This is a genomic window from Micromonospora sp. DH14 (genome assembly GCF_029809455.1).
GTDB classification, from domain to species: domain Bacteria; phylum Actinomycetota; class Actinomycetes; order Mycobacteriales; family Micromonosporaceae; genus Micromonospora; species Micromonospora parva.
On the sequence record NZ_JARVKT010000038.1, the window covers coordinates 1 to 13,950 of the forward strand.

General features: G+C 64.4%; 9 protein-coding genes, 1 pseudogene and 1 CRISPR repeat array. Of the genes and pseudogenes, 6 read left to right on the top strand and 4 right to left on the bottom strand.

Going from position 1 to position 13,950, the window contains the following annotated elements:
• Nucleotides 1–299 precede the first annotated feature (299 nt).
• The 3 genes and pseudogenes from QCZ28_RS30285 to QCZ28_RS30295 all read left to right on the top strand — a co-directional run bounded on the left by QCZ28_RS30285 (nucleotide 300) and on the right by QCZ28_RS30295 (nucleotide 2,969).
• Nucleotides 300–1,534, top strand: a pseudogene (locus QCZ28_RS30285) (IS701 family transposase).
• Between the two features lie 396 nt (nucleotides 1,535–1,930).
• Entirely contained in the window at nucleotides 1,931–2,398 is a 468-nt protein-coding gene (locus QCZ28_RS30290) for a transposase (RefSeq protein WP_279519813.1), read from the top strand.
• A gap of 148 nt (nucleotides 2,399–2,546) precedes the next feature.
• A complete protein-coding gene (locus tag QCZ28_RS30295) occupies nucleotides 2,547–2,969 on the top strand; it encodes a hypothetical protein (RefSeq protein ID WP_279519814.1) in 423 nt (140 codons plus the stop codon).
• Between the two features lie 350 nt (nucleotides 2,970–3,319).
• Here the strand turns inward: QCZ28_RS30295 and QCZ28_RS30300 are convergent, their stop codons facing one another.
• Nucleotides 3,320–3,922, bottom strand: a complete 603-nt coding sequence (locus tag QCZ28_RS30300; RefSeq protein ID WP_279519815.1) for a TetR family transcriptional regulator — start codon at nucleotides 3,920–3,922, stop codon at nucleotides 3,320–3,322.
• 91 nt (nucleotides 3,923–4,013) lie between these two features.
• Between QCZ28_RS30300 and QCZ28_RS30305 the strand changes: the two genes are divergently transcribed.
• Both QCZ28_RS30305 and QCZ28_RS30310 read left to right on the top strand, forming a co-directional pair.
• Complete coding sequence (locus QCZ28_RS30305; protein ID WP_279519816.1) at nucleotides 4,014–4,847, top strand: arylamine N-acetyltransferase; 834 nt, start codon at nucleotides 4,014–4,016, stop codon at nucleotides 4,845–4,847.
• Between the two features lie 384 nt (nucleotides 4,848–5,231).
• Entirely contained in the window at nucleotides 5,232–6,338 is a 1,107-nt protein-coding gene (locus QCZ28_RS30310; RefSeq protein WP_279519817.1) for an IS110 family transposase, read from the top strand.
• A gap of 522 nt (nucleotides 6,339–6,860) precedes the next feature.
• A CRISPR array of direct repeats spans nucleotides 6,861–7,923; the repeat unit is 28 nt; unit sequence CTGCTCCCCGCGCACGCGGGGGTGATCC.
• A 79-nt stretch (nucleotides 7,924–8,002) separates the two neighbouring features.
• On the opposite strand, the gene QCZ28_RS30315 is transcribed toward QCZ28_RS30310, so the two are convergent.
• Nucleotides 8,003–8,248, bottom strand: a complete 246-nt coding sequence (locus QCZ28_RS30315; protein WP_210864675.1) for a helix-turn-helix domain-containing protein — start codon at nucleotides 8,246–8,248, stop codon at nucleotides 8,003–8,005.
• Nucleotides 8,249–8,488: 240 nt separating this feature from the next.
• Nucleotides 8,489–9,634, bottom strand: coding sequence for a site-specific integrase (locus QCZ28_RS30320; protein WP_279519818.1), 1,146 nt, complete (start codon nucleotides 9,632–9,634; stop codon nucleotides 8,489–8,491).
• Nucleotides 9,635–10,211: 577 nt separating this feature from the next.
• Between QCZ28_RS30320 and QCZ28_RS30325 the strand changes: the two genes are divergently transcribed.
• Nucleotides 10,212–11,261 (top strand): hypothetical protein, encoded by a 1,050-nt coding sequence (locus tag QCZ28_RS30325; RefSeq protein ID WP_279519819.1) that lies wholly within the window; start codon nucleotides 10,212–10,214, stop codon nucleotides 11,259–11,261.
• A 114-nt stretch (nucleotides 11,262–11,375) separates the two neighbouring features.
• Here the strand turns inward: QCZ28_RS30325 and QCZ28_RS30330 are convergent, their stop codons facing one another.
• Nucleotides 11,376–13,877: a hypothetical protein gene (locus tag QCZ28_RS30330; RefSeq protein ID WP_279519820.1), complete on the bottom strand. Its 2,502-nt coding sequence runs from the start codon at nucleotides 13,875–13,877 to the stop codon at nucleotides 11,376–11,378.
• Between the last annotated feature and the right edge of the window lie 73 nt (nucleotides 13,878–13,950).

Below are 13,950 nucleotides of genomic sequence, written 5' to 3' on the forward strand. Positions count from 1 at the left end.
TGATCAGCCAGCGGAGCTCCAGGTTCAAGGGCGTCTTAGAGTGACCACCCTCTATACCGGAGCTCCGCTGCTTTCCGTCTCAGACACGCCTTGACACCCACACCCGCCGCTTAACTGAACGGCGTTGCAACTAGTACTCCAGCAGGAGATCCGTTCTGACCTGCCGGGGCGGTGTGGTTTTGTCCGTGGGCGTGGAGCAGCCACCGCTGAGTCTCGTGGTTGTGTGGACCAAAGATACGGCGGTGGCTGCCGCCTACAGAGTAGACGCCCAGCGATGGTCTGGGCTGTTCGACGAGCTGATGGATGCTGTCGGGTCGCGTTTCAGGCGGCCTGAGCCTCGCCGGCGGGTGCGGGACTTCATGGCTGGGCTGCTGGCGCCGTTGCCGACCAAGAACTGCTGGACGATCGCCGAGCACGCCGGTGACGAGGGTCCGTCAGGGATGCAGGACCTGATCGGTCGGGCCAGCTGGGACGACGCGGAAGTCCGCGCTGACGTGCGGGACTTCGTCGCGGTCAAACTCGGGCATCCGGACGGTGTGCTGGTGATCGACGAGACCGGGGATCTGAAGAAGGGTGTGCACACCGTCGGGGTGCAGCGGCAGTACTCGGGCACTGCCGGGAAGATCGAGAATTGCCAGCTCGCGGTGCATCTGTCGTATGCCTCACCGGCCGGGCACACCCTGGTCGACGTCGCCCTCTACCTGCCGAAATCCTGGACCGATGATCCCGCACGACGGGCAGAGGCGGGAGTGCCCGACGCGATCGGGTTCGCCACGAAACCGCAGCTGGCACGACAGCTGATCGACACCGCCCTTGCGGGCGGGCTGCCATGCCGATGGGTCGCCGGCGACGAAGCCTACGGCGGTGACCCGCACCTGGCCACGGCGTTACGCGACCATCGACTCGGCTACGTCCTCGCCGTCGCCCGCTCGCACCGGGTCCCGACCGGCATCGGTGTCCAGCGGGCGGATCAGATCGCCGCCGGCCTGCCGACCCGGGCGTGGCAGCGGATCTCCGCCGGCCCGGGGGCGAAAGGCACCGCTACTACGACTGGGCGTTCGTCACCCTGCCCCAGGCCGCCGACCAGCGCGGCGGTCACCACTGGCTGCTGATCCGCCGCAACCGCACCACCGGTGAGCTGGCGTTCTACCGCTGCTGGTCACCCGAATCGGTTCCGCTGCGCCATCTGGTCGCCGTCGCCGGCCGACGATGGAGCATCGAGGAATCGTTCCAAGCCACTAAGACCGGCCTCGGCCTGGACCAACACCAACACCGCCGCTGGCGGGCCTGGCACCGCTGGACCGCCCTCGTCATCGCCGCTCACGCGTTCCTCGCCGCCGCAGCGGCCAGCACCACCAGCCCACAGGACCTGGCCCCGATCACCGTCAACGAACTCCGACGGCTGTTCCACGCCCTGATCATCGAACCCACCCGACGCGTCGGCGACGTCATCGCCTGGTCCATCTTCCGACGGCGGCATCAAGCCGAAGCCAAGCTCAGCCACTACGCCCGGCAAGCCCTGACGGAGCCCTGAAAATGATCTCCTGCTGGAGTATTAGGTCAGCCGCGGCAATGTTGGAACGTAGGTGATGGACGCTGGTGGTGCCGGGGATTGGGATGACCCGCACGCCGTGTGCCTGCTGTCGGTGGTGCACCCAGGCGAGTGCAACTTGCCCGCTCGTGGCGTCGTGTCTACCTGCGATCTCGCCCAGTGCGGCGGGTAGGCCGCTCGCTACGTGCTCGTCGGCTGTGCTCGCAGGTTGGTGGAGCTGTCCATGACCGTTTGGGGAGTGGGCTACGACGATCACTCCGAGGTCGGCCGCGGTAGGCAGCAGCTCCCGCTCGATCAAGGCTGCCGAGAAGGACCTCAAGGAACTGGTGATCGCCCGCGGCTCCACCCTGATGGACCTGCACGGCATTGGCCCGTCAGGTGCAGCCCCAACTGCTGGCAGACGTCGGCGACATCCGCCGCTTCGCCGACCGCAACCGGTTCGCGTCCTGGAACGGCACCGCCCCGCTCGACGCCTCCTCCGGCGACCAGAAGCGTCACCGGCTCTCCCGCGCCGGCAACCAGCGGATCAACCGGGCACTGCACATCATGGCCGTGGTCCAACTGCGCAACCGCACCGAAGGCCGCGCCTACTTCGACACGAAGAAAGCCGCCGGGAAGACCTCCATGGAAGCCATGCGGGCGCTAAAGCGGCGACTGTCCAACGTCGTCTACGCCCGCATGCACGCAGACCAACAACGACGACAGGCGGCGGATCCGGGAGGGCACTCGGGGACGACTCTGCAATCCAGCGTGACCGACCTGACCCCGGACATCGGCCCTTCAGACAAGCCACTTCCCGGACCCGCCACCACCCAGCCTGAACCCGCCCTCCGAGCGGTGTCTTGACACAAAGGGGTGCCATGAGCGCGCACCCGATCAAGCGAGCACCCTCCCGCCACTGACAGCCTGAGCGTGCATCCTGGTCGTCACGAGGACGGCGCTCGTGACTGGCTCAGGGCGATGAGTACGGGTCGATGAGAGGCTCCGGCGCGCCATGAATGGCATTGAGAAGGCCGTCCCACACGTCTTCCGCGGCAGCGCGAACGGCTGGGTCAAGGTTACGGTGCACGATCCACTTGGCATCGGCCAGCCCTGTGCCGGTCGCGTCGGCAACAGCTCCGATCACGGCGATCGGCGGATCACCGCGCCGCAGCAGGTGCTGCGCCATCTCGTCCGGGCTCGCCCCACTGCGGCGGGGCAGGTGCCCGTCCTGCGGTTCCGGCACGCAGCGGAGGTCGACGCCGCTCGGGAGGCTGCGCCCGGCGTTGCCTGGTTGGCTGTCACCCAAGCCCAGGCGGTGATCGCCGCGGCGATCCTGCGGCACCTGCACGCCGTCATCACCACCGGCCAACGCTGGGACCCGGTCATCGCCGCCCACGGCACTACACATCCCGCGGCGATGCCCATCGCCGCCTGACATCAGCAGGCAGCCCGTCAAGCAGGGTTGGGCAAGCCCCACGCGGCATTGAGGAACCACGGTCACCTCGACGCACATCATGGGCAGCCCCGCCCGTCGTCTCACCAACCCGATTACACGCTGCAGGGACCACCCCATTACGGCTATTCAGGGACAGACGACGGACGAGGCACCGACCAACGCATGACCCAAACGTCTTACGCTGATGTGAGGACATTCGGCCTGGGATGGCCGTGGTCGGGACGTGGGGTCCGCATGCCAGGCCGACTCGCTGCCGAGGACGTGACGGCGGTGTCCTTGCCGTCCACGCCGGGGGATCCATCGTCGCAGGTCACTGCCCTTGCCTGTGGTCACTCCCGTTGCCGGGTTGCGATGTCGATGGCGCGCCGCATCGTGGTACCGAGGGGTTGGCTGGTGCGCAAGGCTGTTTGTCCGGCGGCGAGAACGGCTCCGGTGACGGCGCCGACGATCGCGGCGGCGCCGATGTCGTCGAGTTCGTCGGTGTAGGTCTGCCGGAGGGCGGCGGCCAGTTGTTGCTGGGCGTCGAACGCCCGCTGCAGCATCGTCGCTCGCAGCGCCGGAACCGAGGTGATCAGGTCAAGCCGGATCCTCTCCAGCTCGCCGGCCGGGTCGCGGAGTCCTGTCCCGGCCTCGGTCAGCATCTGATGCATCGCGCGCCGCAGGACGTCGAGCGCCGTCTCGCCGGAGTGACGCTCCGCGATCACGTTTAGTCCGGCGCGCAGGATGTGCTCGCCGTCCTCGGTGAGGACCAGGTCTTCTTTTGTCGCGAAGTGGTTGAAGAACGTCGCGTTGGACACCTCGGCGGCCGCGGCGATCTCGGCGGTGGTCGTCTGGTCGTACCCCTTCTGAGCGAAGAGTCGGTACGCCGTCTCGATCAACGCCCTCCGGGTGCGCTGCTTCTTCCGTTCTCGCAGTCCAACAGGCTCGGTCATGCGGACAGAGTACTAGAGGCACCTCAATGTTATAGTTACCTCAATTTTAGAGCTTGTGTAGTTATGTGCAGGGCGTGGGGAAGGAGCAACCATGACGATCGACGCGTTCCTCGAGCGACTGGAGTACCGGGAGCCCGTCCGGGCCGATCTGGCCACGCTGCGGGGGTTGCACCGGACGTGGCGATTGCGGGTTCCGTACGAGAACATCGACATCCAGCTCGGCAGGCCGGTCCTGCTCACACCGGACGCACTGGTGGACAAGTTCGCGCGCCGTAGGCGCGGAGGCCTCTGCTACGAGATGAACGGCGCACTCGCACTGCTGCTGCAGGCGGTCGGGTTCACGGTGACGATCGTGGAGGCAGGAGTGCTTCGCGCTACCCGCGGCGATCGGCAATGGGGCAACCACATCGCCCTGCTGGTGGATGTCGAGGGAGAGCACTGGCTGGCCGACACGGGAATCGGGGACGCGTTCCTCGAGCCGCTGCCGTTGCGGGAGGGTGCACATCGGCAGGGGAGGCTGACCTACCGGACGGAGCGCCTCGATACCGGAACTTGGCGAATGCACCATCATCCGGAGGGCACGGCGTCCTCCTACGATTTTCGTACCGTGCCGCGCGAACTCGCCGAGTTCGCCGACCGGGCGCGGAACAAGTCGGCAGACTCCCCGTTCGTCAGGGTGCTCGTGGCACAACACCACCACGACGACCACGAGCTGGCCCTCCGCGCGCGCACGATCACCCGCACCGGCCCTCACGGTGCCGACCGACGCACGTTGTCCACCCTCGACGAGTTCGCCGAGGCGCTGGCCGAGTTCCAGATATCGCTGGACGACATCGAACCCGAACAGCTGACCGCGCTGTGGGAGAAGACCGCCCACCAGCACGAGGCCTGGCTGGCCATCCAGGAACGAGCCGTGCAGACCTGAGCATGAAGAGCCGGGGCCCGCGCACCATCAGAGACCGGCCCAAACCATCGAGCCACCTGGCCATGACCTGAACATCCGCTCATCGGCTACTTGTTTCATTGACCTGCGACCGTGGCCCGGCCAGGCTTCGGTCGAGGCACCCGGGCTGTCGCTCTCACATCGGCTGCCCGCGCTGGTCGTGTGGCTCTCATTTGGCCTGCGCAGTTCCGGGTGCCGCCTTAGGGCGGGGAGAGGCTCAAGAGGGGTTTGCTCGGCTCGAAGTAGCGTTGCCCTCCCGGCTCGACAACCCAGGCGGATCGAGCATCGGAGGACGCGGTGAGTAGCACGTCAGATCGTGTGGTCATCGGGATGGACCCGCACAAGCGCTCTGCCACGATCGAGGTCATGGCCGGCGACGAGACGATTGTCGGCGGCGGCCGTTCCGACACCGGCCGGGACGGCTTCGCGGCGATGAGGAAGTACGCCATGCAGTGGCCGAACCGGGTTTGGGCGATCGAGGGCTGCCAGGGCATCGGCCGACACATCGCCAACCGGCTACTGGCCGATGGCGAGCATGTCGTCGACGTCCCGCCGAAGCTGTCCGCCCGGGCGCGGGTGTTCGCCACCGGGCAGGGCCGCAAGACCGACGCCACCGACGCCCACTCCATCGCGCTGGTCGGCACCCGCATGGCCGGCCTGCGCCCGGTGGTCAACGATGAGCAGCTGGCCCTGCTGCGGATCCTGGTCGACCGGCGCCGCTCCCTCGGCGAAGACCACACCCGGATGGTGTCCCAGCTGCACCAACTACTCCTCGAGCTGATCCCTGGTGGGGCGAAGAAGAGCCTGTCCGCCGCCCAGGCCAAGGCACTGCTGGCCACGGTCAGACCCCGTGACGCAGTCGGCAAAGCCCGCCGCGGGGTCGCCGCGGAGCTGATCAGCGACCTCGAACGGGTCTACCGGCGCTCCAAGGAGGCAGACAAGGAACTGAAGGAGCTGGTCGCCTCCACCGGCACCACGCTAATGGACCTGCACGGCATCGGGCCGTCCGGCGCCGCCCGGCTGCTGGTCGAGGTCGGTGCCATCACCCGCTTCCCGAACCGGGCCCACTTCGCCTCCTGGAACGGCACCGCCCCCATCGACGCCTCCTCTGGCGAGCAGGTACGACACCGGCTCTCCCGCGCCGGCAACCGGCAGATCAACCGCGTGCTGCACATCATGGCCACAGTCCAGCTGCGCAACCCCACCGAAGGACGCGCCTACTTCGACCGCAAGAAAGCCTCCGGCAAGACATCGATGGAAGCGATGCGCGCCCTGAAACGACGCCTGTCCGACATCGTCTACCGGCGAATGATCAGCGACGCGGTGGCCACGGCGGCGGGCCCGGGAGGACAACGGGGAACGGCAACTGGCTCCAGCGTGACCGGCTCTCATCCCCAAGCCGGCTCTTCGGAGAAGTCACTTCCCGGACCCGCCGAGACCCAGGATAGGACTCTCCTCCCGGCGGCGTCTTGACACAGAGGGGAGCCAGATCCGGATGCCTGCGCTGGCCCGTTTCGGCTACGGTCCGTGATGCGCTTCGGCAGTGGGCGGCCCCGGCGAAGAAGAACTCGCTCAGAACGAATACGCGCTCTTGCCAGTCAGGTTTCTACCCTGGTCGCACCGCAGTGATGGTTCGGCCCCCGCAGGACCCGACCGACCCGGGTTTCCGAGGTCGGCAGGGCGGCATCCGGGCGCCGGAGGTGTGATCCCGTCCGCCGGTGAGGGCGATGTTTGAAGGTGGCAATGCCCGAAGCGGCATCGATAGCCGCACACAATGCCCACGGCTTAATCTTCATCAGCGGGTGTTCGACCTTGCCCCCGTGCGGCGATGCCTGTTCGCCGTGCGCTCCACTTAAGCCTCATCATTTATCCTGTAGCGGAGTCCGCTCGCCCTCTACCTACCTACGACGCGAACGCGAAAAAAGTGAGACGGCCTTGCGGGACCTAGTGAATGAAAACTGCGAAGTCGATCTCTAACGCCCCAGGTCAAGAAGCCTGCTCCCCGCGCACGCGGGGGTGATCCCGCCCGCTCCGCGGCGTTCTGCGCTGCCGTTGCCTGCTCCCCGCGCACGCGGGGGTGATCCCAACTCAATATTGAAACCCCAGGAGGGTTCGATCTGCTCCCCGCACACGCGGGGGTGATCCTCAGAAGGACAACGGCGTCTACATCCTGTGGTACTGCTCCCCGCGCACGCGGGGGTGATCCCTGCGATGATCGTCCGCGCAGCCTCTTCCGCTTCTGCTCCCCGCGCACGCGGGGGTGATCCCAAGCCGAACAGCACCTCACCCACCTGATGTGGCTGCTCCCCGCGCACGCGGGGGTGATCCGAACCGCAACGGTCCGAAGGACACGGTGACAGTCTGCTCCCCGCGCACGCGGGGGTGATCCCGATGAGGGCCAGGTGGTGGCAGAGCGGTTCCCCTGCTCCCCGCGCACGCGGGGGTGATCCGGCCAAACCGACCGCCTCCAGACCCTGGGCCTGCTGCTCCCCGCGCACGCGGGGGTGATCCCGAGCCCGAGGACACCGACACCGATCGGGTGACCTGCTCCCCGCGCACGCGGGGGTGATCCGGTCCGCCAACTCGTGGCCCAGGAGCGGTACGCCTGCTCCCCGCGCACGCGGGGGTGATCCCCGGGCCGGCCGCGGGTTGGGTGTGCGCCGGTGCTGCTCCCCGCGCACGCGGGGGTGATCCGGACTTCGCCAACGAGCCGGAGATTGCCGCGCTCTGCTCCCCGCGCACGCGGGGGTGATCCCGTCCGGGCGGACGGGCCCGTTCCAGGGGCTCTGCTCCCCGCGCATGCGGGGTGATCCCCAGTGATTGACCTGTGGTCACACAGTGACCTACTGCTCCCCGCGCACGCGGGGGGTGATCCCGCGACCAGGCGCGAGCGGATCGGGACCAGGCGCTGCTCCCCGCGCACGCAGGGGTGATCGGGCCAGCCGGGTGGCGAGGTCGTGGACCTCGGGCTGCTCCCCGCGCACGCGGAGGTGATCCTCGTGGTACTCGGCCCGGAATTGCCACCCACCTCTGCTCCCCCGCGCACCCGGGGGCGATCCGTCGGCGGTCGAGAAACCGGTAGGTAACCGGGGGACGGCCCAGCCGTAAGAGCGATTTATCAGAACCTGCTCAGCCGACTACTCAACGCCAAGCAGCTTGAGGATCGCATGAACGGGCACCACGTACCGCCGGCCCACACGCAGAAGGCGCACCGGGAACTCGTTGGTTTTGGCGAGATCGTAGGCCTTCGTGCGTCCGATTCCCAAGATCGCTCCAGCGGTCTCAATATCGGTGGTGACGCCCAGGTCACGCACCGCATCGATCGTCCACACCTGATCTTGCAACCGACTCGACTGGCGTCCGTCGCTTGTGGTGGTTGCCATCGTCCGCGCCCCCTAAGGTCGTGAGCACGCCAAAGTCGGCGTCAGTCCTCACGATGCGGGCAACCGATTGCCTGGGGCGTTCCCAACGTAAGCAACCCAACCGGCAACGACATCAGCAATAGCAATCACGTGGTTAGAGCCCCTCCTGGAGGCCGGTACACCGGCCGACTCGAAGTCGGAAGACAGCAGGCTGTAAAGCTGGAGACGGAAGCCAGGTCTGAACAGGCGCTTCCAGCACGGCTACGCCCTGGGGGACCAACTTGCGGCGTCGCCGAGCACCGCTTCCATCAACTCAGCGGCCTTCCGTTCGCTCTCCGGCAACACGTGGGTGTAGACCTCTCGCGTCGTGCGGCTGTCGGCGTGACCGAGCCGCCGCTGCATCACGTGCTCGGGAACGCCAGCGTCAGCGCCGGTGGTAGCGGAGGTGTGCCGCGCATCGTGAAGGGAGATGACGGGAACGCCGGCGTCGGCACAGGCCTTCGCCCATTGATCGGTGAAGTACTTCGGGTAGTACGGCTCCCCGTCCTCCCGGCAGAACAGGTAGCCGCCGTCGTGGTACAGGACTCCGGCATCGACCTTCTCCGCATCCTGGCGCGTTCGGTGAGCGTCCAGCTCCGCTACCAGGGCCGGCCCGAGCGCTGCCGCCCGCTTGCTCTTGCCCTTGGGCGCCTTCTCCACGACTCCGTTGCTGGTAGTCGTGCGTTGCCAGTGCAAGAGCAAGACGCCTCGGTCGAGATCCACACGCGGCCACTTGAGACCGGCCAACTCTCCACGTCGGGTGCCGACGACGATCGCCAGGACCCAGGCGGCGCGCAGCCGATGATCGGCGTGGTGCTTGAGGAACTTCGCCGACTGCGCGGGTGTCCAGACGCCCTTACGGCCCATCGTTTCCCGCTCGGCCGGCCGGGGTTGCCGCACACCATCGACGTTGACCCCGAGGTCGCTCAACGCCTTCATCAGGACCCGGTGCACGATCCGGACGGTGGTCGACGAGAGCGGGCCGCCGTTCTTGCCACCGCTCTTCAGCAGCTTCTTGTACAGCTCGTGGATCACTCGCTTGTCGAGGGCGTAGAGCTGCCGCGCGCCGATGTGCGGCACCACGTAGCAGCGCATGATGTCCCGGTAGTTGCTGAGCGTCGTCTCTTGGACATCCAGCTCGCGCTCGTTGAGCCAGCTCTCCAACTCGGCAGCGACGGTGCCGTCGGCCCCGAGGTCCGCTCCCCCGTAGGCGGCGCGGGCGTCCTGCTCCGCCTTCAGGGCGGCAGCCTGGTTGGGGAACCCCTGCCGCTTGTGCTGGCGACGCCGCCCATTGGCGTCGGGTGGGAGGTCGATGATGAAGAACCAGCGGGTCTGGCCGTTGGCGAGGCGGTAGTTGTAGACAGCCATGCGGCTGCACCTCCGCAGTAACGGGATCGAGGGATGCAACCCACGTTAAGCGATCTCCGTTACCGCCAGTGTTACCGCAAGATCACACATGATCTTCTATATCCGCTGGTGAATACCAGTCGGGACGGCCGGATTCGAACCGACGACCCCTTGACCCCCAGGACGATTTGCTAAGCGGTCCCGCACGTCACGCACGCTGTCCCAACATCAGGCCGTGTAGTCGAGGGCATGTCGTCCACCATCACGCACGACGTGTGGTCCCCTCCTGGTCCCCGGTCGCATCTCCAGGAGCTGACCGCTGTTGACCCTCGCCAAACGCCCCATCGGGCACGGAGCGGGGGCGCCTCCCTCCCCTGCATTGCTAAGACCAAGACGCCTGTCGGCCGGCGTCTGCACGTGTCGCTGACTTGCTCGTCCCGTCGGCTCGCGTCCGGTGATGCCTGACTCGGTCGGCCAACTGGTCTGCACGAATGGCTATACAGCCCATATCGGGGCAGACGCCAGTGCGCGACGCGCCGAGGTCAAGTTGAGGTCAGTTAATCGATCAGCTGTGGTGCATGGTCTTAAGGTTGGCAGGGTGCTCACCTCCCTGCTTCCCGGAATCCGGCATTTGCGCGCCCCTCTGGCAGCGGGGTACATCCTGCTGGTTGCAGGCTGGATAGGTTTCGGCCCGTGGTTACGCGATCAGGGAGCCGCGTCACCGGTAATCGAGAACCTGATCGTAGTTGGCGGTTGGCTAGACAAAGCCGCAATCCTTGCTGCCGCGACCTTCTGTGCTTACCTCTTGGGCATCATCTCTACGACCACAAATGGGCTCTTCCGCCCAGATGTTGAGCAACATGCGTACTTTAGAGAGATCGGGTCAATGCTCGAAGGCGGAGGTGAACCGACGCATTGGCTCTGGCTCAAAGCGCACTACACCGGCCCTCCCACAGTAGTCGCCCCTATCGTGAATGCAGTGACCGGCGTCCTTGACGACCAATTCAAGGAGAATGACGAATACGCGGCCGAACTACGAAGGGAGTTCTGCCGAACATACGAAGCCTATCAACGCAGCCACCCTGAACTGACGCCAGTCCTTCCCCAAGATATCCCAATCATGGAGCATTTAGCCGAGCAGACCACTCTTCGATGGATACTGCCGAGCCTCGACCAGCAGGGGTTCAGTAACTCCCGACAGGTACTTGAAGACCTAGACCCCACGGCTCAACGACTCATAGGAGTCGACCAAGAGCTATATAATGAATTCGACAGAGTGCGCTCGGAAGCCGAATTCCGACTCAGTCTTATTCTCCCCCTTACCCTCCTCTTCGCTGTGACGGCCTGGCGATCATCGCAGTGGCTCCTGCTGGGTTTGGCGGTCTGCTTCCTTCTGGCCAGGATCGGTCGGCGGGAGTACGTCCATTCTTATGAGCTACTTACGCAGTGGATCCTTGCCGGAAGGATTAAGTCTCCGGCGCTGGAGCGTGCGCGTACCGAAATTGTCAGACCGGACGTGTCCATCGAGGGTCTCTACTTCATTGCAAACAATTTGTTCTACGAAGAGAATGCGAATCGGTTAAAGCGAATGCGGAATTGGCTTCGCCGGAAACGCTTTGGCCCTTTCCGGCACTACCAACTGCTCTAATTTGAGGTTAGGCGACTCGGGACAAGACGCCTTGCCGCCCCGGACCAGCCGAAACAGCATCGACTCCCTGCGGGCAGCTGTAACCGACGCCCAAAATGCTGCCCGACAGAGGCGCTAGTGAGGAGCCATCCGATCAGTCAAATGAATCTGCTTTAGATCGCGCCAGATCCATTGCACTACTCTTTTGGTCGCTGGCATTCGATCCAATGGAGAAAACGAACTCCCGTCGGCGAACGTCGTCATCGTCCACGAAGGCAGGCTCGGCCGGTACGCCCGACGTCGCTGGCGGAACTCGTCTAGGAACTCATCTGAGTAGCCGTCAAACTCGACCCCTTCGCGAGCAGGCGAAATCCGAACCAGATTTTCGGACCCGGCCGGCAACGGAAGGGTCGTGTACCGGACGTGCGCCCGCCTCGATACGACTCGCACCTGCCCAGTCAGTTCCACGGGCCTCAGGCCATCCAGGCTTAGCACGGGCCGCAGATCCGGGAAAAACTCGGATACGATTTCGTCATAGGCTTGAAGCGCCGATCTGTACACCTCTGAGATACGACGCGCCAACTGATCCGGGGAATAGCCGCTCCATCCCTCTAGGTCGACCAGGGGCATGTCTGAAGTCGGGTACGGACCGTCGATGGTGCTCGCCAACTCTTCGAGCGAGGAGCCGGCAAGTGCTTGGAGTTGTTCACGATCGTACCCCCTCCGACCCCCCACCTCGATAAAGTCACCACGGTGCTCGTCCAATACCTCAAGGAGACGAACGGCTTCGGATTTGACCTTCGCGGCCCACACGCGGGGCCCATCTATTAGCGGTGCAGCGAACCCCCCGGGAACCAATGAACATGCAAGGTCGTGCTGCCACTCTGCCCTGAGGGATGGAACATCAGGGTTACCCATAAGAGTCTTAAGAAAATCTTCGAACACATTAATTAAGACCGTCTGAATGAATCTCCACGGCCACGCTGGATGGGTCGCGCAAGCAACAGCGTAGTGCCACAGCATTCGAGTCGACTCACTTGAACGAGCGGAATCACCGGAGGGAGCCGCTACCCAGAGGGAGAAGTCAGCCATGTTCCCGGACACCGCTACTCTGACGTCAAGCTCTTCCCACGTATAACCGTACCGTGCAGCGAGTAGGTGAAAGGGTGCCGGAAGCGCTCTGCGCCACAACTCCAGTGATATCCGTATCCGCTCCGTCATGACCTCAGTGGGTGGCAGCGCTAACGGGTCGCCCCCGCTCGCTCCCCCGGAATGCCATTTCGGCACCGCCTCGCCGATCAACCACGATGCTGTACCCGGGTTGACGGATAACAAGGGCGCAATCAGAGCGAGCGTTTCATCCCAGCTTCCCACTGCCACCGAAAGCATCCACGCTAGCCGCCATCGCTCCCACAATGACAGCGATTCGATCTGCCTACTGACCGGGACCTCACCCCTTAGTAACGCCTGCGCAGCGAAATATTGTTCAATCGTCGGATTCGGAAAACTGAGCAAGCGGTTCCGACGAACAATCAGGCGCGTGGCGGTCAGGGCATCGCGAACCTCGGGTGGGCCCGCCTCTGATTCGGGCACTGGCCCCCCGTACTCAGTCGTCTTGCTCGCCAACTTGCGTAGAGACTGATAGACATCAACGCCGCTTCGACTCTCCCTAGCTAGAACGTCTTCCACCAGAATTGCAAGAAGACCAGCAGGGGTCACTGAGCGCGGACGGTCGAGAGCAAAGTAACGAGCTGCGAGGATTGCGAACAACGGCTTGTGCAGTTCAGAACGTAACGGTTCAGGGAAGTCGGTCGGAAATAGTCGCCTGTCCGCGACGATCTCTAAGATCCGAGAAGTCTGCATCTCGGATAATGGCGGCATTGCAACCGGATCGCGCCACCTGACGAAACCCGGACGCGAGAAGAGCACAGTTCGGGAACCTGGAAAACGATGAGCGAGAGACCGAGCCGATTTTGCAATTCCCTCTGCCGCGTCTCTGTCGACCTCATCCAGACCATCAACTACTAATGAGAAGGTTCGGCAACCCTCCGGGATGGCTTGCTTGACAAAATTCTCAAAGTCGACTTTCGAAGCACTTCGACCGTCTAGCATTATTGGCCAGCGTTCGTCCGAATCGGCCGCCGCCGCAGTGATTGCCCTGCGGTGTATGACCTCAGCAAGGGTGGATTTTCCGGATCCGAGCTCACCCGTAATCAGCGCGACCTCCGACTCTGCAATATCCACATCAGCAACCAAATCCTCAACCTGCAGTTCTAGCCTGTCAACTACTTCCGCAGGGAGCTGAAGGGATTCCCATCGCTCCCGCACCCGGATCGCCGAATCCTGGCTCAGCACCTCTAAAAGTTCTCGCCGGCTAGGAGCAGTGATCGGGTTGAGGTTGGTCAGCTCGCTATGCTTCTGCGGGTGCTCAAGAAATAGCACGCTAACCGCGCTAACGATCACGTGTAAAAATATCACGCCCGCAAGCAGGGCAAGCGTAGTTATTCCAGGATTACCTGTTGCGACGTTTACCACCACGGCCACTGCCGCTACCGTCAAAACCTCAGAAACAACCTTGGTCAGCCTTATATCTGAAATTGCAAGCAGGAACTTCTGCTTTTTCGTCAAAATCATCACATCCGAGCGATAATGAATAAGGCAAAGGATTTGCCCTCTACCGGGCATGGCTCGCGCTCACGGGTTACGTCGC